The following is a 21,522-nucleotide window of genomic DNA, read 5'->3' as shown; positions in this document are numbered from 1 at the left end:
TGGAAAAGGAAAGAAAATCATGAGGAAGTACCTGAAGACCACGGCGGTTGCCGTCACCCTGCTCGGCGCCTCCGCGTTCGCCGCCCCGACGGCGATGGCCGCCGACGACACCGGCGACGGCCCGTACGCCAACGGCAACGGCTCGACGCAGGCTTACGGCAACACCCAGACGGGCGGCTACATGAGCCCGAACATGAGCCTGGTCAACGGCTCGCTCAACAAGCCCTGCCTGGCGCTGCCGGACGTCGCGGAGAATGCGAAGCAGCTCGTCAACGTCATCAACCTCGTCAACGTCGGCGTCGACGACGTCCTGAACCAGGAGCAGAACCAGACCTGCGCCGAGAACTCCAGCGCGGACCAGGGCGACGCCCCGCTGTCGCACCTGCTGGACGACTTCCCGATCCTCTCGGGCAACGGCGCGGGCAACAACGCCGGCTGAGTCCCCCACCACACGGGGAATCCCGGTACCCGGCCCGGGGCGAGTCACGTGCTCGCCCCGGGCCGGGGCCTTGCGCGTACGGGGACAGGTGACCCCGGCCCGTACCCGGATCACGGTCCGGGCCGTCCGTGCGTCGGTGGGCGGGGCCGGGCTCAGCGGGCGAGGCCGGCCACGTACTGCCCGAGGGGCGGCAGCTCCGACAGCGACGCGCCCTCCGCCAGCGGCCCGGTGACCGCGGCCGTGCTCAGCGGGGCGCCGTTCTCGCCGACGGCGGTGCCGACCGAGTTGTCCAGCGGGTCGGAGCCGGTCTCGGCCAGCGGGTTGATCTGGATCTTGGTCAGCGAGCCGAGGACCGTGCGCCGGGTCGTGTCCAGGCCGCCGGTGACGCCGGTCAGCGCCGCCGCGACCTGGTCGGTGTCGATCCGGTTGTCCTCGCCGACCTTGAGCTCGCCGAGCGTGTCCAGCGCGGTGCCCGTGACGTCCGCTTCGCCGTCGGCGGGGGCCGCCGCGGCGGCGCCGGCGGCCGCGAGCGCGGAGCCGGCCGCCGCCGCGACGAGGCCGGCGCGCAGCAGGGCGCGGTGCGTACGCGTACGGGTCGGTTTGCGGGAGGCGTGCTGGCCCATGGTCACCACCAGTGAGGAAACGACACTTTCGCGGTTATGCTTCCACAAACCCCATGATTCGTGGAAATTATCCCGTGTGCCTCACTCTGCGCGTTCGTCTCCGCTGTTTTGTGAAAACCGTGTGACCTCCGGTTATCCGGTTGCCGGAGGGCTTCCGGCCCGCAAGCATGGCCGAATGCCGGAACTGACCACCCCCCACGTTCGATTTCGCGCCTCCTTCGCGGACGCCATGAAGGAGTTCGAGGCCGAGGGCCGGGGCGCGGTCGGCGACGACACGTCCATCGGCCAGGACCTCCGCCGCTGGCGGCGGCGCTGGCACGACCCCGCCGTCTTCGCGTCGTACGTCGCGGGGCTGCGCGCCGAGGCGGACGAGACGATCCCGATGATCCGCCCCGGCTGGGTGCACTGCACCACCCTCTGGTACGTCGACGGCGACGTCTATCTGGGCCGGATCGCCATTCGGCACGCGCTCACCGGATGGCTCCGGGAGCAGGGCGGGCACATCGGGTACGACGTGCGCCCCACCGCCCGGCGGCGCGGCCACGCCACCGCCATGCTGCGCGAGGCGCTGCCGGTGGCCCGGGGCCTGGGGCTGGCGGAGGTGCTGGTGACCTGCGACCACGACAACGTCGGGTCGCGGAAGGTCATCGAGGCCAACGGCGGCGTGTTCGAGGACCGGCGGGGCCTGAAGTTGCGGTACTGGGTCCCGACGGGGGCGGCGGGGGCGTAGCTTCGGCGGTACCCGGTGCCGGGGGGCACGTGCGGGGCGGGGCGGCGGCGGGTGCGCCGTGCGGACGAGGGGGATGAGGGCCGTGGCCCAGGAGCGGGAACGGGACCGGGGACCGGACCGGAGACCGGACCGGGGCGGGGGGCCGGGCGGGCCCGGCGGCCCGGATGCCGGCGGGGGCTGTCTCGCGGCGCCGGTGCGCTGGGCGGTGCTCGTTGTCGTGGTGCCGGTACGGGCGGTGTGGGACCTGCTCGGCGCGGCGGCGAAAGGGCTCGGCGCGGCGCTGCTGTGGCTGGGGGAGTGGCTGCTGGCCCGGCCGGCGCGGTGGCTGTACCGGCGGGTGCTGACGCCGGTGGGCCGGGGCGCGGCGTGGCTGCTGCGGGCCGCGGGGGCGGGGCTGGCGTGGGCGTGGCGCCGGCTGGTCGTGGCGCCGCTGGCCTGGCTGTACTCGTACGTCCTGACCCCCCTCGGACACGGCCTGCGCCGCCTGCTGCACGCGCTCGTGGTCGTCCCCGTGACCGCCGTCTTCCGCTACGGCCTGCGCCCCGTGGGCGCCGCCGTGACCTGGCTCTGCCGCGCCGCCGTCCGCCTCGTCGCCACGGGCGCGCGGGCGACGGGCGCGGGCGGGAGGTGGCTGGCGTACGTGCTCGTGGTGGCGCCGGTGTCGTGGGCGTACCGCCGGGTGCTGACGCCCGTGGGGCACGGCGCGGTGTGGACCCTGCGCCTGACCGGCCGCGGTGTCGCCGCCGCGGCGCGCGGCACGGCGGCGGGGGTGGCGTGGCTGTGGCGCCGGCTGGCCGTGGCGCCGGCGGTGTGGGCGTACGGGCACGTGCTGGCGCCGGTGGGCCGGGGCGCGCTGTGGCTGGTGCGGGCCGCGGGGGCGGGGCTGGCGTGGGGGTGGCGGTGGGGGTCGTGGCGCCGGTGGCGCTGCTCTTCTCGTACGTCCTGAAGCCGCTCGGCCTCGGCCTCGCCTGGCTGGCCCGGGGGCTCGTCGCCGTCGTCGGCCGGGTGCTGCGCGCGCTCCTGCTGCCGTTCGTCCTGCTCTGGCGGCACGTCCTCGCCCCCGCCTGGGCGGCGGCCGGGCGGTTGACGCGCCGGCTCTGGAACGCCACCGCCCGGCCCGCGGGGCGGGCGGTCCGCGACGCCTGGCGCGCCGCGCGGGACGCCGTCGCCGCGGCGCGCGCGACGGCCCGCCGCACCCGTATGGAGCTGCGGGCGGCGCTTTTCGGGGCCCCGCGGAAACCGGTCCCGGACGCGGCGCCGCGCCCGCCCGAACCGGTGCCGGTGGCCGCCCCGCCGCCCGCCGTGGACCTGGCCAAGCACGCGCCGCGGCCCGGCGGGCGGCACCGCTGACCTCCGGCGAAGCGGTACGGACCGGACCCGGGCCGGAGGCGGGCACGTACCCTGGTGCCAGGACAAGCTCACGAACGAAGGACTGAACGACCCTGGGCAAGCGACAGCCCGAAGGCCCGCCGCCCGCACCCCCGGTGCAGCGCATCCGACTCCGCTACACCAAACGCGGCCGCCTCCGGTTCAACAGCCACCGCGACTTCCAGCGCGCCTTCGAGCGGGCGCTGCGCCGGGCCGAGGTGCCCATGGCGTACTCCGCCGGCTTCACCCCGCACCCCAAGGTCTCGTACGCGAACGCCGCGCCCACGGGCACCGCGAGCGAGGCCGAGTACCTGGAGATCGCGCTCACCGAGGCCCGCGACCCGGAGCCGCTGCGCGCGCTGCTCGACGAGTCCCTGCCCGCCGGTCTCGACGTCGTCGACGCCGTCGAGGCCCGCGTTCCCGGGCTCGCCGACCGGCTGGCGGCGTCGGTGTGGGAGCTGCGGCTCGACGGCGTGCCGCACGCGACGGCGAAGGAGGCGGTCGGCGCCTTCCTCGCTGCGGAGAAGGTCGAGGTCGAACGGCAGACGAAGAAGGGGATGAGGACCTTCGACACGCGCGGCGCGGTGGCCGTGCTCGACGTGCTTCCGGACGTGCTCCCGGACGGGGGCGATAGGCCGCAGGCGGGTCCTTGTGCGATACTGCGGCTGGTAGTGCGGCACCTGACACCTGCCGTACGACCCGACGACGTCCTGTCCGGCCTGCGAGTCGCGGCTGACCTGGCGCCGCCGGTCCCGGCAGCGGTGACCAGGCTGGCGCAGGGGCCGCTCGACGCGGAGACCGGCACGGTGACCGATCCGCTCGCGCCGGACCGCGACGATGCCGACGAGGCAAAGGCCCTCGCCGCCACACCGCGGGCCGCGAGCGGAACCCCGCCCACGGCAGGGGACGGCACCGGGTAGGGACGGTGTCGAAGCGCCGCCGGTGGACGAGGGAGCCACCCCGGGCCCGGCAGGCGCATGGACCAGCAGACTTTCGCCGGTCCGCCCGAGGAGGGCGGGTCCGGCGAGCGAGACAAGAGCCCTCGCGCGGCGCGTACGTCCCGGGCGGTGGCCCTGTGCACGGCACGGGCGCCGCCGCCGTACGGGAGGTGGCGCCCGGGGGCGTGACGGGAGAACCGCCCGCATGCTCGAACCGATTGAGCCTACGGAAGCGCAGTTGCCTTCCGCGGGCAGCACCGGCAATGCCGAAGCCGCCGCCGGCGGACCACTCGACACCCCCAGCGACCGCCTGCCCTTCCGCCGCCGGCGCGCGGCGGCGGAGCCGGGCGGGGAGGTGTCGCCGAGAGCGACGGAGCCGATCGCCGGGGATCCGGTGTCGGCCCTCACGAGGGGACCGGCCGGGGAGGAGCCGTTCCCCGGACCGGACGGAGACGGAGCGGACGCGGCCGGCGTGACCGGCGCGGCCGGGGCCGCCGACGCGGCGCCGGCGCGGCGTGCGCGGCGGCGGGTCGTGCGCGGCGCCGGAACGCCGGAGGCGGCCGCGGCCGCGGACGCGTGGCCCGCGACAAGCGGTGCCGCAAGCGCCGGGTACGCGACCGCCGGGCCCGTGACTGCCGGGTACGCGACGGCCGAGCCCGCGACCGCCGGGCCCGCGACTGCCGGGCCCGCGACTGCCGAGCCCGTGACCGCCGAGCCCATGACCACCGAGCCCGTGACCGCCCGCCCGGCGGCTTCCGGCTCCACCACCGGCGAGCCCGCGGCGCCCGGCTCCGCCGCGGCCCCGGCCGCCGATGCCGCACCGCCGCGGCGGCGGCGCGTCGTACGGGACGCGGGCGCGCCGCGGACGGCGCGCGCCGCCGAGCCCGTACGGCAGCCCGCCCCGGCCGCCGCCGGACCCGCGGCCACCACAGACCATCACCGCAGCACCGACGAGGGAGCCCCGACCGTGGCCGACAACGAACGAGAGGCCGACGGTGCCGACGCTTCCGCCGACCCCGCGCCCAGCCGCAGGCGCCGCCGGGTGACCCGCACGGCGGGCACCCCGGCCCCCGGCACCGAGCCGGCGACGCCGGAGGCGGCCGCCGAGCCGGCGCCGGAGCCGGTCGTACCGCAGGCTGCCGAGGCCGCGCCGCAGCCCGCCGCCGAGGCGACGCCGGAGCCGGACGCGGACGCCGCCCCGAAGGGGCGCAAGCGCCGCCGTGTCGTCCGCGACGCGGGAACCCCGGAGACCGTGGAGCCGGCCGCCGCCACGACGGCCCCGGCCGCGCCCGCCGAGACCCCGGCGGCCGAGGAGGAGCCGGCCACGCGCACCCGTCGCGTACGCCGCCGCAAGGCCACCGCCGAGACCGCCGACGCCGGGCCCGCGGAGGCCGCGGCCGACGCCGCGTCCGGCGACCAGGCCGGCGGCGACGCCGCCGCCGAGCCCGCCACGGGCACCCGGCGCCGCCGTACCCGCCGGGTCACGGCGCCGGCCGGCGAGCCCACCCACGCCGAGCCCGCCGCGGACGCGGCGGCCGACGAGCGGCCCGCCGCCGCGCCCGGCGCCGCTCCGGCCGCCGAGGCCGCCGGAGCCGACGCCACCGCCGAGCCGGCCGCCGCCCCCGCCGCCGTACCCGGCGGGCCACCGCGCCCGCGGGCGAGCCGCCCGCCGACACCGCGGCCGAGGCCGCACCCGACGCGGGCGCCCCCGGCGACGAGACCCCCGACGCGGCCGCCCCCCGCCGCCGCACCCGCCGGGCCGCCGCGCCCGGCGAGCAGGACGGCGAGGCCCCCGCCGCGTCCGAGCCCGAGGCCGAGTCCGGCACGGGCCGCCGCCGTACGCGCCGCGCCGCCGCCTCCGCCGCCGCGCCCGCCGCCACCGGTGACCGGCCCGCCGCCGACACCGTGGCCGAGGCCCCCGCCGCGTCCGAGCCCGAGTCCGGCACCGGCCGCCGCCGTACCCGCCGCGCCGCCGCCGAACCCGCCGCGGACGACGCCGTCGACCAGCCCGACGACACCGGCGCCGAGCAGTCCGCGCCCGGCTACGGGGCCGCGCCGCTCGCGCTGTTCCAGGCGCCGGTGTTCACCGAGCCCGCGTTCCAGACGCCGCAGCGCGCCGCCGCCGAGGCGGCGGTGGGGCCCGACGAGGCGGAGGAGCCCGAGGACGCGGAGGAGGCCGAGGAGGCCGAGGACACCGCCGCCGGGACCGGGGCGGAGACCGAGCCCGAGGCCGGGGCCGCCGACGCGGAGGACCGCGACGACCACGACGACGGCGAGGACCGCGGCCGCCGCCGGCGCCGTCGCGGCGGCCGTCGCCGGCGGCGCGGCGAGGGCACCGACGAGGGCGACCACGGCGACGGGTCCGCCGCCACCGACGACACCCGCGCCGCCGCCGACACCGCCGAGGACACCGGCACCGACACGGACACCGACGACGACTCCCGCGACCGCGCCAAGGGCGGCTCCCCGGCCGCCGGCGGCAGCAGCACCAGCAGCCGCCGGCGCCGCCGCCGGCGCCGCCGTACCGAGGGCGCCGAGGGCGGCGAGGAGGGCACCGACGACCCGGAGCGCACCGTCGTCAAGGTCCGCGAGCCGCGGGCCAAGGCCACGTCCGGCGACGAGGTGCAGTCCATCAAGGGCTCCACCCGGCTGGAGGCGAAGAAGCAGCGCCGCCGCGAGGGCCGCGAGCAGGGCCGCCGGCGGGTGCCGATCATCACCGAGGCCGAGTTCCTGGCCCGCCGCGAGGCGGTGGAGCGCGTCATGGTGGTGCGCCAGCAGGGCGACCGTACGCAGATCGGCGTGCTGGAGGACGACGTCCTCGTCGAGCACTACGTCAACAAGGAGCAGTCGGCGTCGTACGTCGGCAACGTCTACCTCGGCAAGGTGCAGAACGTGCTGCCCTCCATGGAGGCCGCGTTCGTCGACATCGGCAAGGGCCGCAACGCGGTCCTCTACGCCGGCGAGGTCAACTTCGAGGCCCTCGGCCTCGCCCACAGCCCGCGCCGTATCGAGCACGCGCTGAAGTCCGGCCAGTCCGTCCTCGTCCAGGTCACCAAGGACCCCATCGGCCACAAGGGCGCCCGCCTGACGAGCCAGGTCTCGCTGCCCGGCCGCTACCTCGTGTACGTGCCCGAGGGCTCGATGACCGGCATCAGCCGCAAGCTGCCCGACACCGAGCGGGCCCGGCTGAAGACCATCCTCAAGAAGATCGTCCCCGAGGACGCCGGCGTCATCGTCCGGACGGCCGCGGAGGGCGCCAGCGAGGACGAGCTGCGCCGGGACGTGGAGCGGCTGCAGAAGCAGTGGGAGGACATCCGCAAGAAGGCGAAGGGCGGGAACGCGCCCACGCTGCTGTACGGCGAGCCGGACATGACCGTCCGCGTCGTCCGCGACATCTTCAACGAGGACTTCTCGAAGGTCGTCGTCGAGGGCGCGAAGGCGTGGGACACCATCCACGGCTACGTCTCGCACGTCGCCCCGGACCTCGTCGAGCGGCTGTCCAAGTGGACGTCGGACGTGGACGTCTTCGCCACGTACCGGATCGACGAGCAGCTGATGAAGGCGCTGGACCGCAAGGTGTGGCTGCCGTCGGGCGGCTCGCTGGTGATCGACAGGACCGAGGCGATGGTCGTCGTCGACGTCAACACCGGCAAGTTCACCGGGCAGGGCGGCAACCTGGAGGAGACGGTCACCAGGAACAACCTGGAGGCGGCCGAGGAGATCGTGCGGCAGCTGCGGCTGCGGGACCTCGGCGGCATCATCGTGATCGACTTCATCGACATGGTGCTGGAGTCCAACCGGGACCTGGTGCTGCGCCGGCTGCTGGAGTGCCTGGGCCGCGACCGTACGAAGCACCAGGTCGCGGAGGTGACGTCGCTGGGCCTGGTGCAGATGACCCGCAAGCGGGTCGGGCAGGGCCTGCTGGAGTCGTTCTCCGAGGCGTGCGCGCACTGCAACGGGCGCGGCGTGATCGTGCACATGGACCAGGCGACGGCGGCCGGGTCGGGCGGCAAGCGCAAGAAGAAGGGCAAGGAAGGCAAGGACGCGAAGGACGTCAGGGAGGCGAAGGAAGCCAAGGACGTCCAGGAGAGCAGGGACGCCAAGGAGTCCAAGGACGCCAAGGACGCCAGGGCAGGCGACGCGCGGGGCGCCGGCGCCCCCGCGGAGGCGCCCGCCGAGGCGGAGCGGCCCGACGCCGGCGAGCCCGCGGAGGCGGTGCGCCCGGCCCGTACGCGGCGCCGCGTGACCCGCAAGGCGATGTCGCCGGGCGGCTCGCCGAAGGCGGCGGAGCCGGCGGGCGACGAGCCGGCCGTTGCGGACGCCGCGGCGGCCACGGCGGCGCCCGCGGAGGCGCCGGTGGACGCCGTGGAGCCCGCCGCGGCCCCCGGGACCGTGGCCGCGGCGGTGGCCGGCGACGGCGACGGCGAGCAGCCCCGGGCGCGTAAGAAGACGGCCGCCAAGCGCGCCTCCGCCAAGAAGGCCACGGCGAAGAAGGCCGCGGCCAAGAAGACGGCGAAGACCGCCGCGAAGAAGACCGTGGCCAAGTCCGCCGCCACCAAGACGGCGGCCAAGGCCACGGCCAAGAAGACGGCCAAGAAGACCGCGAAGAAGACGGTCAAGAAGACCGCCGCCGCGGAGCAGGGCTCCCCGCCCTCGGTCTCCGTGGCCGCGGAGGACTGAGCCCGCCCGGTCCCGTACGCCTCCCGGGGCGTACGGGACCGGTTTGACCAGCCGGTCGAGGGGCCCGTAACCTTGGGCGTCGGCGTGTCTGGTAGACACGCCAGGCTTCTGAGCAACTCCCTCCCGAAACCTCCTCGTGAGTGTCGGGAGAGGCCGCTCATTCCACGTGTCCCATCCGGGCGGCTGGCATCAGGGGTCTCCGTCGCGACTGAGAAAGAGAGCTGAAGCGCGTGTACGCGATCGTGCGCACCGGCGGCCGCCAGCAGAAGGTTTCTGTGGGCGACGTCATCGAGGTTGACCGGATGTCGGGCAAGGGCGTCGGCGACGGCGTCGAGCTGTCCGCTCTCCTCGTCGTCGACGGTGAGACCGTCACCAGCGACCCCTGGGTCCTGGACGGCGTGAAGGTCCAGGCCGAGGTCGTGGACCACCACAAGGGCGACAAGATCGACATCCTGAAGTACAAGAACAAGACCGGTTACCGCAAGCGGATCGGTCACCGCCAGCTGCACACCGCGCTGAAGATCACCGAGATCCCGGCGCCGGCCGCGAAGTAAGGGACTGAGGAGAGATGGCACACAAGAAGGGCGCATCGTCCACTCGGAACGGTCGCGACTCCAACGCCCAGCGGCTCGGCGTCAAGCGCTTCGGCGGTCAGGTCGTCGGCGCCGGCGAGATCATCATCCGCCAGCGCGGCACCAAGTTCCACCCGGGCACGGGCGTGGGCCGCGGCGGTGACGACACGCTGTTCGCGCTGATCCCCGGCTCGGTCACGTTCGGCACCAGCCGCGGCCGCAAGGTCGTGAACATCGTCCCGGTCGCCGAGTAAGCACCGGCTCCGGACACCACACACCTGATCCGAGGGCGGCCCGCCGCTCCGCACCCGTCACGGACGACGTGACGGCGGGCGGGGAAGCGGGGCCGCCCTCGGGGCGTTTCAATGGCGTCGTACGGCACGAGCGTCCCGTACGGCGCCGGCGGCCCGTGGCGTACGCACGACGCCGGACGGCACCCTGTCACGCACGACGACGCTCCTCACCCGCCGGGAGGCACACCCTCATGACCACCTTCGTGGACCGCGTCACCCTGCACGTGGCCGCGGGCAACGGGGGACACGGCTGCGCCTCCGTGCACCGCGAGAAGTTCAAGCCGCTCGGCGGCCCCGACGGCGGCAACGGCGGCCACGGCGGAGACGTCGTCCTGACCGTCGACCAGAACGTCACCACCCTGATCGACTACCACCACACCCCCCACCGCAAGGCCACCAACGGCAAGCCGGGCGAGGGCGGCGACCGGGCCGGCGCCAACGGCAAGGACCTCGTGCTGTCGGTGCCGGACGGTACGGTCGTCCTCACCCGGGACGGCGAGCCGCTCGCCGACCTCGTCGGGCACGGCACCACCTTCGTCGTCGCCCAGGGCGGCCGCGGCGGCCTGGGCAACGCGGCGCTCGCCTCCCAGCGCCGCAAGGCGCCCGGCTTCGCGCTGCTCGGCGAGCCGGGCACCGCGCGCGACATCGTGCTGGAGCTGAAGACCGTCGCCGACGTGGCGCTCGTGGGCTACCCGAGCGCCGGCAAGTCGTCCCTGATCAGTGTCCTGTCCGCGGCCAAGCCGAAGATCGCCGACTATCCCTTCACCACCCTCGTGCCCCACCTCGGCGTCGTCACCGCCGGCGCCGTGACGTACACGATCGCCGACGTCCCCGGCCTCATCCCGGGCGCCAGCGAGGGCCGCGGACTGGGCCTCGCCTTCCTGCGGCACGTCGAGCGCTGCGCGGTGCTCGTGCACGTGCTGGACACCGCGACCCTGGAGTCCGACCGCGACCCGCTCAGCGACCTCGACGTCATCGAGGAGGAGCTGCGCGCGTACGGCGGCCTGGAGGACCGGCCGCGGGTGGTCGTCCTCAACAAGATCGACATCCCGGACGGCCGGGACCTGGCCGAGATGGTGTGCCCGGACCTCGAAGCGCGCGGCTTCACGGTCTACGAGGTCTCGGCGGTCGCGCGTACGGGCCTGAAGGAGCTGTCGTACGGGCTCGCCAACCTCGTCGGCGCGGCGCGGGCCGCGCGGCCGAAGCAGGAGTCGACCCGGATCGTCATCCGCCCGCAGGCCGTCGACGAGGCCGGGTTCACCGTCGCCCGCGAGGGCGGCGACGGGGGCGGGGCGCTGTTCCGCATCACCGGCGAGAAGCCGGAGCGCTGGGTGCGGCAGACCGACTTCGGCAACGACGAGGCCGTCGGCTACCTCGGCGACCGGCTGAACCGGCTGGGCGTGGAGGACCGGCTGCGCAAGGCCGGGGCCCGGCCCGGCGACGACGTCGTCATCGGCACCGGCGACGACGCGGTCGTCTTCGACTGGGAGCCCGCGATGGCGTCCGGCGCCGAGATGCTGGGCCGCCGCGGCGAGGACCACCGCTTCGACGCGCCGCGGCCCGCCGCGCAGCGGCGGCGGGAGCGGGAGGCGGAGCGCACGGAGGAGGAGTACGAGGACTTCGACCCCTTCGCGTGACGGGGGCGTGACACGCGACGGCGGCGGCCCGCGGGATGTCCTCCCGCGGGCCGCCGCCGTTCACGTCTCCTGGTCCGGCTCCGCCTCCGGGTCGAAGGGCGCGTCCGCCTCGGCGTCCGCGTCCTCGTCCGGCAGCGGGTCCGTGTCGGGGACGCGGCCTACACGCCGGCCGGTTCCTCCGGCTCCAGCTCTTTTTCCTCGGCCGCGTCCCGACGTTGTGAAGGGATATCGGAATCCCCTCGCGCCTCCATGCGCGCCGCGCGCGCGTCCGCCTTGGCGCACAGCGCCACCGCGGCGGCGTTGAAGCGCACCAGCGACGGCGGGTCCGAGGGCCCGAGCAGGTGTTCCTTCAGCTCGGTGCGGGCCGCGGCGAGGGTGTCGTGCTCCGGGTCGCGTACGGCCCGGAGCAGGTCCGGGACCTGCTCCGCCGCCGGCCCGAGGATGGTGCCGGCCCGCACGGTCGGGAACTCCGCCTTGAAGGCCTCCTCGGACAGGCCGCTGGTGTTGGCGACCGCGTACGGCTTCTCGCTGGTCAGGTAGTCCGAGATGACGCTGGACACGTCGCTGATGAGCACGTCCGCGACGTTGAAGCAGGCGTAGATGCCGGGGCGGGAGTCGGTGATGACCCGGTGCTCCCAGGCGGGCAGCGAGGCCCAGTACGCCTTCTCCCAGGCGGCGGTCGCGGCCTCCACGGCCTCGGCCCGGCCCGCCTCGGGGGAGGACTGCACCAGCATCCGCTCGGCTTCGTCGGCGCTGCGGCGGAACGACGCGGTGGCCAGCGCGTCCAGCTCCGCCTGCGCCCGCGCCAGCTCGGCGGCGGCCTCCGGGCCGGGCCGCTCGGCGCCCCGGCCGTCGCCGCCGCCGGCGGCGGCCGCCGCGACCCGCTCGGCGTTCGCCTCCGCGATCATGGCCTGCATCCGCTTGTTGGCCTCGCCCGCGCGCGGGTCGACCGAGCCGGTCAGCGGGTGCGGCTTGTAGAGCAGCCGCACCCCGGGGTCGGCGAGCAGCTCGCGCACGATGTTCTCGCCGGCCAGCACGACGGAGGTGTTGCCCGGGTTGCCGTCCCAGCCCTCCCAGGTGGGGGCGTACAGCACGGTGGTCGGGCCGTCGGCGGGCGGCGGCCCGGCGTACGGCCGGATCGGCGCGAGCTGCGGGCGGCCGACCTCCACGACGTCGCGGTCGTCGACGCCGATGTCGGCGAGCTGGTAGCGGGCGCGGGCGGCGGGGCCGGCGACCCACACCTCGTCGTACGCCTTGGCGTACGGGTTGCAGCTGGACAGCTTGTCGCTCTCGCCGTGGTTGGTGAAGGCGTGCTTGATCGTGGGGATGCGGAGCACCTGCGAGGTCTTCCCCGAGTTCGCCGGGTGCAGCAGCATCTTCAGCGTCGAGTGCTCCAGCAGCATCAGGTCGGCGACCTTCGGCAGGCAGACGATCGGCACGTCGGTCGCGGTGATCTTCTGCACCATGAAGCGCTCGCGGAGCACGATGAGCGGCTTGCCGTCGAGGGCGGCGAGCGTGGAGACCCACATGTTGGCCTGGTACGCGGACGTGGTGCCGCCGGAGAAGTAGAGGCCGACGGTCGGGCCGTACCCCCGCAGCCACTCGGCGAACCACTCGCGGACCCGCTGGTCGTCGGCGGTCCGCTTGCCGGGCAGCAGCCAGGTCGCCAGATACCCGGCGCCGAGGCCGCTGAGCGCCAGCGAGACGGCGAGGCCCAGCACGCCCCACACCGCGTCGGCGGTGGCGGCGGTGGTGAGCAGCCCGGCGGTCACCGGCACCGAGAGGTACAGCAGCCGGTGGCCGGAGCGGCGGGCGAGGATCCGCGGCGGCGCGGGCGCGAGGCCCAGCTCGGAGACGTCGACGTTGCGGGTGACGACCGGCAGGGTGCGGTCCCGGCGCACCATGATCGTCACACCCTGGATGACGAAGTGCAGCAGGTACGAGGAGAGCAGCATGACCGTCAGCGGCGACTGCTCTTTGAGCGGCTCGATGCCCTCGATCTGGAGCAGGCCGATGAGGATGAGCATGTCGCGCAGCAGCTGGCGGACCATGACGTCGAAACGGACCCTGCTGAGCAGGGAGAGCAGCCCGGGCTGCCGGTGCTGCAGAGAGAGGTCGAGGGCGAGGCCGCCCGCGGCCGCGGTGACGAGCAGCGGTACATGAGGCATGAGCGCGCCGACGAGCTGCGCGCAATACGCTGCTAGTAGCGCTGTCAGCGCCGTGAGCTGCACGGCGCGACGGGGGACGATACCGGCGAAAGGCACGGTGCTGACTCCTGGCAGGAACGTGTGGGGATGTTCCCGTGAACCCGCGCGGGTTCAGGGGAGCTATGGAGTTGACCCCAGACCGTATGCCGGTCCCGGGCAGGAGACAATTCTCCACCCGGCATGCGCCGCCAATCGGGCTCAAACGCGCGGAGCGGGTCTCGGCGGCGTTGTCGTTCGTGTCCGTACCCTGGGACGGAGCGGCCGGGCGGCCCCGCGGTGGCGTAGATTCGCAGTTCCGTACGGACGGGTCGCGGGTGGCGGGGGCGGGCGCGCGGGCCGGGAGAGCACAGGGGTACACGTGGCAGGGGCGAGTCGGGAAACCGCGGCGGGTGCCCGCAGGGTGGTCGTGAAGGTGGGGTCGTCCTCGCTGACCACCGCCGCCGGCGGGCTGGACGCGGACCGGGTGGACGCGCTGGTGGACGCGCTCGCCAAGCACGGCGACCGGGAGATCGTGCTGGTCAGCTCCGGCGCCATCGCCGCCGGGCTGGCGCCGCTCGGCCTCGGCCGGCGGCCCCGCGACCTGGCCCGGCAGCAGGCGGCGGCCAGCGTCGGGCAGGGGCTGCTGATGGCCCGCTACACCGCCTCGTACGCCCGCTACGGCCGGCGCGTCGGGCAGGTGCTCCTGACCACGGACGACATGAGCCGCCGCACCCACTACCGCAACGCGCAGCGCACCCTGGAGCAGCTGCTCGCCATGGGCGCCGTGCCCGTCGTCAACGAGAACGACACCGTGGCGACCGAGGAGATCCGCTTCGGCGACAACGACCGCCTCGCCGCCCTCGTCGCCCATCTGGCCCACGCCGACCTGCTGGTCCTCCTCTCCGACGTGGACGGCCTCTACGACGGCCCGCCCACCGCGCCGGGCGCCTCCCGGATCGCGGAGGTGCGCGACCGGAGCGAGCTGGCCGGCGTCCGGCTCGGCCGGGCGGGGCGGGCCGGGGTGGGCACGGGCGGCATGGTGACCAAGGTGGAGGCCGCCCGGATCGCCACCGGCGAGGGCGTGCCCGTCGTGCTGACCACCGCCGTGCACGCGGACGCGGCGCTGTCCGGGCAGCTCACGGGCACGTACTTCCACCCCACCGGGCGGCGCGCCCGCGGCCGGCTGCTGTGGCTCGCGCACGCCTCCACCCCGCAGGGGGCGCTGGTGCTGGACGACGGCGCGGTACGGGCCGTCACCGAGCGGCGCACGTCGCTGCTGCCGGCGGGGATCAAGGAGGTGGAGGGCAGGTTCACCGCGGGCGACCCGGTGGAGCTGCGGGACACCGCGGGGCGGGCGGTCGCCCGCGGGCTGGTGGCCTTCGACGCCGAGGAGCTGCCGCGGCTGCTGGGCCGCTCCACGCGCGAGCTGGCCAAGGAGCTGGGGCCGGCGTACGAGCGCGAGGTCGTGCACCGGGACGACCTGGTGGTGCTGGACAAGTGACGTGACGCGGGGCGCGTGACGAGGGGCGCGGGACGCGGGAGGGGCGGCGTGCGGGGAGTGACGCGCGACGGGTGACCTTCCCCGCGCGGGACCGGCGTGCGGCGCGCGGAAAAAACGCGGTTGGACCAGAGACCTTGGGCAAAAGCACCACGGGCGGGCGCGTCGGCTGGTCAACTTTGTTGTATGGGGCTGCCGCGGCGCGCAGCCCGTTGCAGACTCGTATTCAGGAGGCCGCCCGTGACACAAGGGCGTCCAGGGGCGCTGCCCCGGGGAACGGCACAGCGGACGCTGACCAGCGTCAAGGGGACCGGAGGTGCGCGTGCGGGGACCGCGGAGGAGCCGGCGTCCGCGGCGGTCGACGGCGGGTCCGACGCGGCCGGCGCCCACCGGCTGTGGCACGTCACGCTGAGCGTCGCCGGTCCGGAGGCCCCGCTGAAGGAGATCCGGCGGGGGCTGGAGCGGCTGGCGCACGACCATCCCTTTCTGCTGACCAGCCGCTACGCCAACGACCACGCCGAGATCCGCTACTGGGAAGAGGCCCGCGACCTGCACGACGCGGCGGCCGTGGCGCTGCGGCTCTGGGGGGAGCACCGGGCGTCGGCGCAGCTGCCGCCGTGGGAGATCGTCGGCCTGGAGGTGATCGCGCGGGAGACGTACCACCAGCGCGTCGCCGACGGGTACGGGCCGGCTCCGGCGGTTCCCGTGGGGGTGCACCCGTTCTGAGCGGCGGGGCGGCCGGGCGGGGGAGCGGCCGAGGGGGGTCCGGTGGTGCCGCGGGCGCGCGGGGGCGTACACACAGGCGCGCGCGGCGAGGCGCACGCCCTGGGGCGGCTCCCGGCGCACGCGCACGGGCAGGCGCGCCGACGCGCGCACCTGTCCGCGGCGGCGTCTCGCGGAGTGATACGGACCGTCCGCGCCCCCCGCCCCGGCGACTACCCTGCTCGGCATGAGCAGCGAAACCCAGTCCCCGGTCCACGAGGCCGCCCAGCGCGCGCGCACCGCGGCGGCGATGATCGCCCCGCTGCCCCGGGCGGCCAAGGACGCCGCCCTGCTGGCCGTCGCCGACGCGCTCACGGCCCGCGCCGCGGAGGTCGTCGCGGCCAACGCCGAGGACGTCGCCCGGGCCCGGGCCGACGGGGTCTCGGACACGGTCGTGGACCGGCTGACGCTCACCGAGGAGCGCATCGCCGGCGTCGCCTCCGACGTCCGGGACGTCGCCGGGCTGCCGGACCCGGTCGGCGAGGTGGTCCGCGGGTCCACGCTGCCGAACGGCCTGGAGCTGCGCCAGCTGCGGGTGCCGCTGGGCGTCGTCGGCATCGTCTACGAGGGCCGGCCCAACGTCACCGTGGACGCCGCCGCGCTCTGCCTCAAGTCGGGCAACGCGGTACTGCTGCGCGGCTCCTCCTCCGCGTACGCCTCGAACGCCGCGCTCGTCGCCGTGCTGCGCGACGCCCTGGCCGGCGCCGGGCTGCCGCCGGACGCGGTGCAGCTGGTGCCCGGGCAGAGCCGCGAGTCGGTGCGCGCGCTGATGCGCGCCCGCGGCCTGGTCGACGTGCTGATCCCGCGCGGCGGCGCCGGCCTCATCCGCACCGTCGTCGAGGAGTCCACGGTCCCGGTGATCGAGACCGGCACGGGCAACTGCCACGTGTACGTCGACGAGCACGCCGACCTCGACCTCGCCGAGCAGATCCTCGTCAACTCCAAGGCGCAGCGCCCCAGCGTGTGCAACGCCGCCGAGACCGTCCTGGTGCACCAGTCCGTCGCCGACGTCTTCCTGCCCCGCGCGCTGGCCGCCCTGGGCGCCGCGGGCGTCACCGTGCACGGCGACGACGCCTGGGTGAAGGCGGGCGCCGCCGCCGGCGTGGAGGTGCCGCTCGCCGACGACGCCGACTGGGCCGAGGAGTACCTGTCGTACGACATCGCCGCGGCCGTGGTGCGCTCCCTGGACGACGCGGTGGGGCACATCCGCCGCTGGTCCTCCGGGCACACCGAGGCGATCGTCACCCGCGACACCGGCGCGGCCCGCCGCTTCACCGCCCTGGTGGACTCCGCCGCGGTCATGGTCAACGCCTCCACCCGGTTCACCGACGGCGCGGAGTTCGGCTTCGGCGCGGAGATCGGCATCTCCACGCAGAAGCTGCACGCGCGCGGCCCGATGGGGCTGCCGGAGCTGACGTCGACGAAGTACGTGGTCACCGGCGACGGCCAGCTGAAGGGCCGGTAGACCGCCGCCGGCGCCCCCGCGGGGCCGCCGTGCCCCGTGTGCCGTAGCGGCGGCCGCCGAGCCGTGAGAGGCCGCCCAGGGGCCTTCCCGGGGGCCTCCTCAGGGCAGTCCGGGGCCGCCCTCCCGGCCCTCCGGCGGCGTCCTCGCCCCGCGGGTCCGCCCGTACGGCCGGTCCCGATCCGCCGGCCGCGACGGGTCGGCCGAGTCCGCCGGTGCCTGGCGCATCGTGACCGTCGCGGTTTACGCTGGCCGGGTGCCGGACGATGTGGGGGGCAGGCCGTACGCCGACGGTGACGAGCCCGACAGCCACCACCACGGAGGCGCGGACGAAGAGTTCGCCGCCGTGGTCCTTGACGAGGACTTCGTCCGCTCGGCCCACTTCCACGAGCCCAGCGCCGTCGAGCGCATGGTCGGCGCCGCCGAGGCGCGGGCCCAGGCCGAGGCCGTCCTCGGCGACGCCGCGCAGGACGACCGGCTGTACGACGACTGGGACGACCCGGACGCCCCCGACCCGTACGGCCCGTACGGCGGCGCCCTGCGCCCGTACCGCGGCTACGGGCACTGGCAGCGGCCCGTCGCCCTGCTGCTCGCCCTCCTGCTGGGCGTCGGCATCGTCGCCCTGTCCTTCACCGCCGTCTACCGCTCCGGCTCCGGCGGCCGCGAGGACGCCCCGCCCCCCGGCGGCTCCAGCCCCTCGGCGACGACCGGTGCGGACGCCCGCGAGCCCTCGCTGACCACGCCCTGACCGGCGGCTGACCGGCTGCTGACCGGCCGCCGGCGGCAACGCTCCGATAACGGGACGGCACCGGGACGGCAGCGGCGCAACCGCTTCCACCCGATTGCTCCTCACCAGCCCGGCGCGGCGGGCACTCGGAGTTGACGGGGCGGTTTACGCAAGGCCCGACGGACCTACTCTTCTGTATATGGCCGGGCACGAAGGCCCGCCCGACGGGACACCCGAGCGCGCCCCGGGAGGCGGAGACGACGAGTACCGCTCCATCGTGTTCGATGAGGCGTTCGTCAAGGCTGCCCGGCTGGAGGAGTACTCCGCGCGCGAACGCGTCGGCGACCACACCCCCGCCGTACGCAGCCGCCGCCCCCAGCGCCCCGGCGCCTCCCGGCAGGCCCTCGTGCTCGTGCTGCTCATCGCCCTCGCCTTCGGCACCGCCATCTACATGGGCGTACGCCACCCCTACCGGCAGCCCGGCGTCCCCGCCGCGGCGCCGCTGCGCAGCACCGTCGTCCCGCTGACGCCCGAGGGCCCGGTGCCCGGCGGCGAGCCGGCGAAGCTGTTCGCGGACAGCCCGGCCGCCGGCTTCGGCACCGGCGCCGCCGGCATCGAGCTGCCGGACCCGGACTCGACCCGCCACTTCACCGAGGACCAGGTGGTCCAGGCGCTCACCGCCAGCAAGGACTACCTCGTCACCTCCGCGCTCGACGTCCACACGCTGACCGGCGGCAACGTGCGCGACGTACGCATTCAGCTCGACCCGCAGCAGCACGGGCAGTTCGACCAGAGCCTCGCCCGCCCCGCCGACGACGGCCGGCACGCCGCGACCGGCTGGATGGTCCGCTTCGACCCTGAGCACGTGCGGCTGGCCGAACGGCAGGTACGGGTCGACGGCGCCGTGCGCTACGCGGAGGTCGGCGATCAGGAGCTGGAGGTCAGCGCCGACCACGTCTTCGTCTACGCGCTGCGCCCGGCCAAGGCGTCCGCGGCGGCGGCGAAGGAGGCGTCGCTGTTCACCGTGCGCCGCCAGGTGCGCATCCGCTTCGACCACGACGACCTGCGCGACCGCCAGCTGGAGCTGGCCGAGACCGCGCTGACCGCCGGGCCGCTGGCGTGCACCGCGGACGCCTCGGCGTACCTGCGGCCGCTGCTGGCCGGCGAGCGGGACCCGCAGAAGGCGCCGCACGGCACGAATCCGTTCGCGACGCCGGGGCAGCTGAGCGGGTCGCTGTGCGGGGTGCTGGACACGGGGCAGGAGACGTAGCGGCCCGCGCGGCGCGGCACCGGGAGCGTACGGACCGCGCGCGGACTGGTCGTACGACGGGAAACGCCGCCGCCCCGGGACGGCGGGGCGGCGGCGTCGCTGCGCACTGCGGCGTACGGCGTGCGCCGAGCGGAGGGGGGACGGTGCTCAGTTGGGCGAGGCGTCCGCGGGGCCGGAGCCGTCCGACGGGCCCGAGCCGCCGGAGCCGCCCGAGCCGCGGGTGTTGAAGCGGTCGCGCAGCTTGCCGCCGATGTCGGCGGTGCCGCCCGCGATGTCGTTCACGAGCCGCAGCAGCGGGTCCTTGCTGTTCTTCACCGTGTCCGCGTAGCTGCTGGCGGACTCGCGGAAGGACTCGCGCGCGGAGGTGTCCTTGTCCTCGCCGCGCCGCGGGTAGTGGCCGTCCATGATCCGCTGGTAGTCGCGGCTCTCCGACCACTTCTTCAGCTCGGCGGCCCGGATGGTGGTGAACGGGTGGCTGCGCGGGAGCACGTTGAGGATCTTCAGCACGGAGTCGCGGACGTCGCCGCCGCGGTCGTACTCCTCGGCCTGCTCCAGGAACGAGTCGACGTTCATCTCATGAAGGTGGTTGCCGCCGGCGAGCTTCATCAGCCCGCGCATCGACGCCTCCAGGTCCTGACCGACGAGCAGCCCGGCCCGGTCCGCGGACAGCTCCGACTTGCGGAACCACTCCAGCAGCGCGGCGATGATGGCCCGGATCGCCAGGGCGCCCAGCGGGATCCAGGCGATCGCGAGGGCGAGGTTGGTGAGGAAGAGCATGATCGTGCGGTACACCGAGTGGCCGGAGAGGGCGTGGCCCACCTCGTGCCCGACGACGGCCCGCATCTCCTCCTCGTCGAGAAGCTCGACGAGGCCGGTGGTGACCACGATGATCGGCTCGTCCATGCCGATGCACATCGCGTTCGGCTGGGGGTCCTGCTTGACGTACATCTGCGGGACCTTCTCCAGGTCCAGGATGTAGCAGGCGTCGCGCAGCATGTCGTGGAGGTGCTGGAACTGCTGGTCGCTGACCCGCACCGAGTCGGAGAGGAAGAGCAGGCGCAGCGAGCGCTCCGGCAGCATGCCGGAGATCGCCTTGAAGACCTTGTCGAAGCCGGTGAGCTTGCGCAGCGAGACCAGCGCGGAGCGGTCGGCCGGGTGCTCGTACGCCCGCGAGGAGATTTCCGGGAACCTCTTGCGTTCCCGGCTTGGCACGTTCTTGTTGAGTTCAGGCATGCTGTCCGTCCCCTCCCCGTACGTCTGACCCCCAAGGCTAGTGCGACAACGGGCCGGGGCGGCCGGGAGTTCCGTAGCAGGTTCGTCACGGCATCCGTACCCGGCGGTGACCTAGGCCGCGGCGGGGCGGCGGCGCGGGGCCGGCGGCCCCGATGGCGGAGCCGACGTGGGAGCGGGCCGCGGGCCCGCTTACGATGTCGAGGCACGCCCACCCGACGACACCGGATTGGCCACAGTGACCATGAGTGCTCTGACCGCCGCCCACGACCTCGCCGTGTCCCTCGCCTCCGAGAGCGGTGGCGGCGGTGGGCACGAGAGCGAGGGCTCCACGCTCAACGCCTACTTCGTGGGCGGGAGCGCGCTGTTCATCCTGCTGCTCCTGCTGTTCATCACCACCCGCTTCAACCGGGACCGCTGAGGGCGGTGAAGCGGAGGCTGGGGGTGATGGGCGGGACGTTCGACCCCGTCCATCACGGGCACCTGGTGGCGGCGAGCGAGGTCGCGGCCCGGTTCCACCTCGACGAGGTGATCTTCGTGCCCACGGGCGAGCCCTGGCAGAAGGGCGACAAGGTGGTCTCGCCGCGCGAGGACCGCTATCTGATGACCGTGATCGCCACGGCGTCGAACCCGCAGTTCTCGGTGAGCCGCATCGACATCGACCGCGAAGGCCCGACGTACACGATCGACACGCTCCGGGAGCTGCACGGGCTCGAACCGGAGGCCGAGCTGTTCTTCATCACGGGCGCGGACGCGCTCTCCCAGATCTTCACCTGGCGGGGCGCCGAGGAGCTGTTCGCGCTGGCCCATTTCATCGGCGTGACCAGGCCCGGACACCGGCTGCACGACCCCGGGCTGCCGGAGGGCAGGGTGTCCCTGGTCGAGGTTCCGGCGCTCGCCATCTCCTCCACCGATTGCCGGGAACGGGTGGCTCGTGACGAACCTGTCTGGTATTTGGTGCCAGACGGGGTTGTGCGCTACATCAACAAGCGAAGGCTTTACCGCGACGAGCACTGAGGGCCAGGATCGGGGAGGCGGCGGGGGCCGCACGGGGAGCGAAGGGTAAGCACGGGGGACCACGGGCGGGGATGCCCATCAGGGAAGGGG

Annotated in this window: 17 protein-coding genes and 2 pseudogenes; 16 read left to right on the top strand and 3 right to left on the bottom strand. The window is 75.0% G+C overall.

The annotated features are described in order from the left end of the window. Positions 1-19 precede the first annotated feature (19 nt). The gene (locus tag ACHZ99_RS05225) at positions 20-439 is read left to right on the top strand and encodes a rodlin (protein WP_420303119.1); all 420 of its coding nucleotides are present in this window, start codon (positions 20-22) and stop codon (positions 437-439) included. Between the two features lie 152 nt (positions 440-591). On the opposite strand, the gene ACHZ99_RS05220 is transcribed toward ACHZ99_RS05225, so the two are convergent. Beyond that, the gene (locus ACHZ99_RS05220; protein ID WP_420303118.1) at positions 592-1,062 is read right to left on the bottom strand and encodes a hypothetical protein; all 471 of its coding nucleotides are present in this window, start codon (positions 1,060-1,062) and stop codon (positions 592-594) included. 175 nt (positions 1,063-1,237) lie between these two features. On the opposite strand from ACHZ99_RS05220, the gene ACHZ99_RS05215 reads away from it, so the two are divergent. The 8 genes and pseudogenes from ACHZ99_RS05215 to obgE all read left to right on the top strand — a co-directional run bounded on the left by ACHZ99_RS05215 (position 1,238) and on the right by obgE (position 11,280). Further along, positions 1,238-1,792 (top strand): GNAT family N-acetyltransferase, encoded by a 555-nt coding sequence (locus ACHZ99_RS05215; protein ID WP_420303117.1) that lies wholly within the window; start codon positions 1,238-1,240, stop codon positions 1,790-1,792. Between the two features lie 205 nt (positions 1,793-1,997). After that, a complete protein-coding gene (locus ACHZ99_RS05210) occupies positions 1,998-2,738 on the top strand; it encodes a hypothetical protein (protein WP_420303116.1) in 741 nt (246 codons plus the stop codon). Further along, positions 2,702-3,142: a hypothetical protein gene (locus tag ACHZ99_RS05205; protein ID WP_420303115.1), complete on the top strand. Its 441-nt coding sequence runs from the start codon at positions 2,702-2,704 to the stop codon at positions 3,140-3,142. Before ACHZ99_RS05210 ends, ACHZ99_RS05205 begins: the two co-directional genes overlap by 37 nt. Before the next feature lie 134 nt (positions 3,143-3,276). Next, positions 3,277-4,080 carry a TIGR03936 family radical SAM-associated protein gene (locus tag ACHZ99_RS05200; protein ID WP_420303114.1) on the top strand — a complete coding sequence of 268 codons (804 nt, stop codon included), beginning with the start codon at positions 3,277-3,279 and terminating at the stop codon, positions 4,078-4,080. Between the two features lie 223 nt (positions 4,081-4,303). Beyond that, a pseudogene (locus ACHZ99_RS05195) lies at positions 4,304-8,778 on the top strand (Rne/Rng family ribonuclease). Between the two features lie 230 nt (positions 8,779-9,008). Further along, the gene (rplU, locus tag ACHZ99_RS05190) at positions 9,009-9,332 is read left to right on the top strand and encodes a 50S ribosomal protein L21 (protein WP_420303113.1); all 324 of its coding nucleotides are present in this window, start codon (positions 9,009-9,011) and stop codon (positions 9,330-9,332) included. A 14-nt stretch (positions 9,333-9,346) separates the two neighbouring features. Beyond that, positions 9,347-9,604, top strand: a complete 258-nt coding sequence (rpmA, locus tag ACHZ99_RS05185) for a 50S ribosomal protein L27 (RefSeq protein ID WP_420303112.1) — start codon at positions 9,347-9,349, stop codon at positions 9,602-9,604. Between the two features lie 230 nt (positions 9,605-9,834). Continuing rightward, complete coding sequence (gene obgE / locus ACHZ99_RS05180) at positions 9,835-11,280, top strand: GTPase ObgE (protein ID WP_420303111.1); 1,446 nt, start codon at positions 9,835-9,837, stop codon at positions 11,278-11,280. Positions 11,281-11,438: 158 nt separating this feature from the next. Here obgE and ACHZ99_RS05175 read toward each other — a convergent pair whose 3' ends face one another. Further along, positions 11,439-13,544: a hypothetical protein gene (locus ACHZ99_RS05175; protein ID WP_420303110.1), complete on the bottom strand. Its 2,106-nt coding sequence runs from the start codon at positions 13,542-13,544 to the stop codon at positions 11,439-11,441. Positions 13,545-13,893: 349 nt separating this feature from the next. Here ACHZ99_RS05175 and proB point away from each other — a divergent pair, with 349 nt between their 5' ends. The 5 genes and pseudogenes from proB to ACHZ99_RS05150 all read left to right on the top strand — a co-directional run bounded on the left by proB (position 13,894) and on the right by ACHZ99_RS05150 (position 19,185). Continuing rightward, the gene (gene proB / locus ACHZ99_RS05170) at positions 13,894-14,967 is read left to right on the top strand and encodes a glutamate 5-kinase (protein ID WP_420303206.1); all 1,074 of its coding nucleotides are present in this window, start codon (positions 13,894-13,896) and stop codon (positions 14,965-14,967) included. A 237-nt stretch (positions 14,968-15,204) separates the two neighbouring features. Next, positions 15,205-15,690: a hypothetical protein gene (locus ACHZ99_RS05165; RefSeq protein ID WP_420303109.1), complete on the top strand. Its 486-nt coding sequence runs from the start codon at positions 15,205-15,207 to the stop codon at positions 15,688-15,690. A 199-nt stretch (positions 15,691-15,889) separates the two neighbouring features. Next, positions 15,890-17,191 (top strand): annotated as a pseudogene (locus tag ACHZ99_RS05160) (glutamate-5-semialdehyde dehydrogenase); the annotation flags it as partial. A 253-nt stretch (positions 17,192-17,444) separates the two neighbouring features. Beyond that, positions 17,445-17,936 (top strand): hypothetical protein, encoded by a 492-nt coding sequence (locus ACHZ99_RS05155; RefSeq protein ID WP_420303108.1) that lies wholly within the window; start codon positions 17,445-17,447, stop codon positions 17,934-17,936. Between the two features lie 178 nt (positions 17,937-18,114). Continuing rightward, positions 18,115-19,185, top strand: a complete 1,071-nt coding sequence (locus tag ACHZ99_RS05150; RefSeq protein WP_420303107.1) for a hypothetical protein — start codon at positions 18,115-18,117, stop codon at positions 19,183-19,185. A gap of 147 nt (positions 19,186-19,332) precedes the next feature. Here the strand turns inward: ACHZ99_RS05150 and ACHZ99_RS05145 are convergent, their stop codons facing one another. Continuing rightward, positions 19,333-20,418: a M48 family metallopeptidase gene (locus ACHZ99_RS05145; RefSeq protein WP_420303106.1), complete on the bottom strand. Its 1,086-nt coding sequence runs from the start codon at positions 20,416-20,418 to the stop codon at positions 19,333-19,335. A gap of 241 nt (positions 20,419-20,659) precedes the next feature. On the opposite strand from ACHZ99_RS05145, the gene ACHZ99_RS05140 reads away from it, so the two are divergent. Both ACHZ99_RS05140 and nadD read left to right on the top strand, forming a co-directional pair. After that, positions 20,660-20,836: a hypothetical protein gene (locus ACHZ99_RS05140; RefSeq protein ID WP_420303105.1), complete on the top strand. Its 177-nt coding sequence runs from the start codon at positions 20,660-20,662 to the stop codon at positions 20,834-20,836. After that, the gene (nadD, locus tag ACHZ99_RS05135) at positions 20,833-21,432 is read left to right on the top strand and encodes a nicotinate-nucleotide adenylyltransferase (protein WP_420303205.1); all 600 of its coding nucleotides are present in this window, start codon (positions 20,833-20,835) and stop codon (positions 21,430-21,432) included. Before ACHZ99_RS05140 ends, nadD begins: the two co-directional genes overlap by 4 nt. The last annotated feature ends 90 nt before the right edge of the window (positions 21,433-21,522 follow it).

It is taken from the genome of Streptomyces sp. MAR4 CNX-425 (assembly GCF_048656465.1).
Classification (GTDB): Bacteria; Actinomycetota; Actinomycetes; order Streptomycetales; family Streptomycetaceae; genus Streptomyces.
This window is presented reverse-complemented; position numbering and strand designations above follow the sequence as displayed.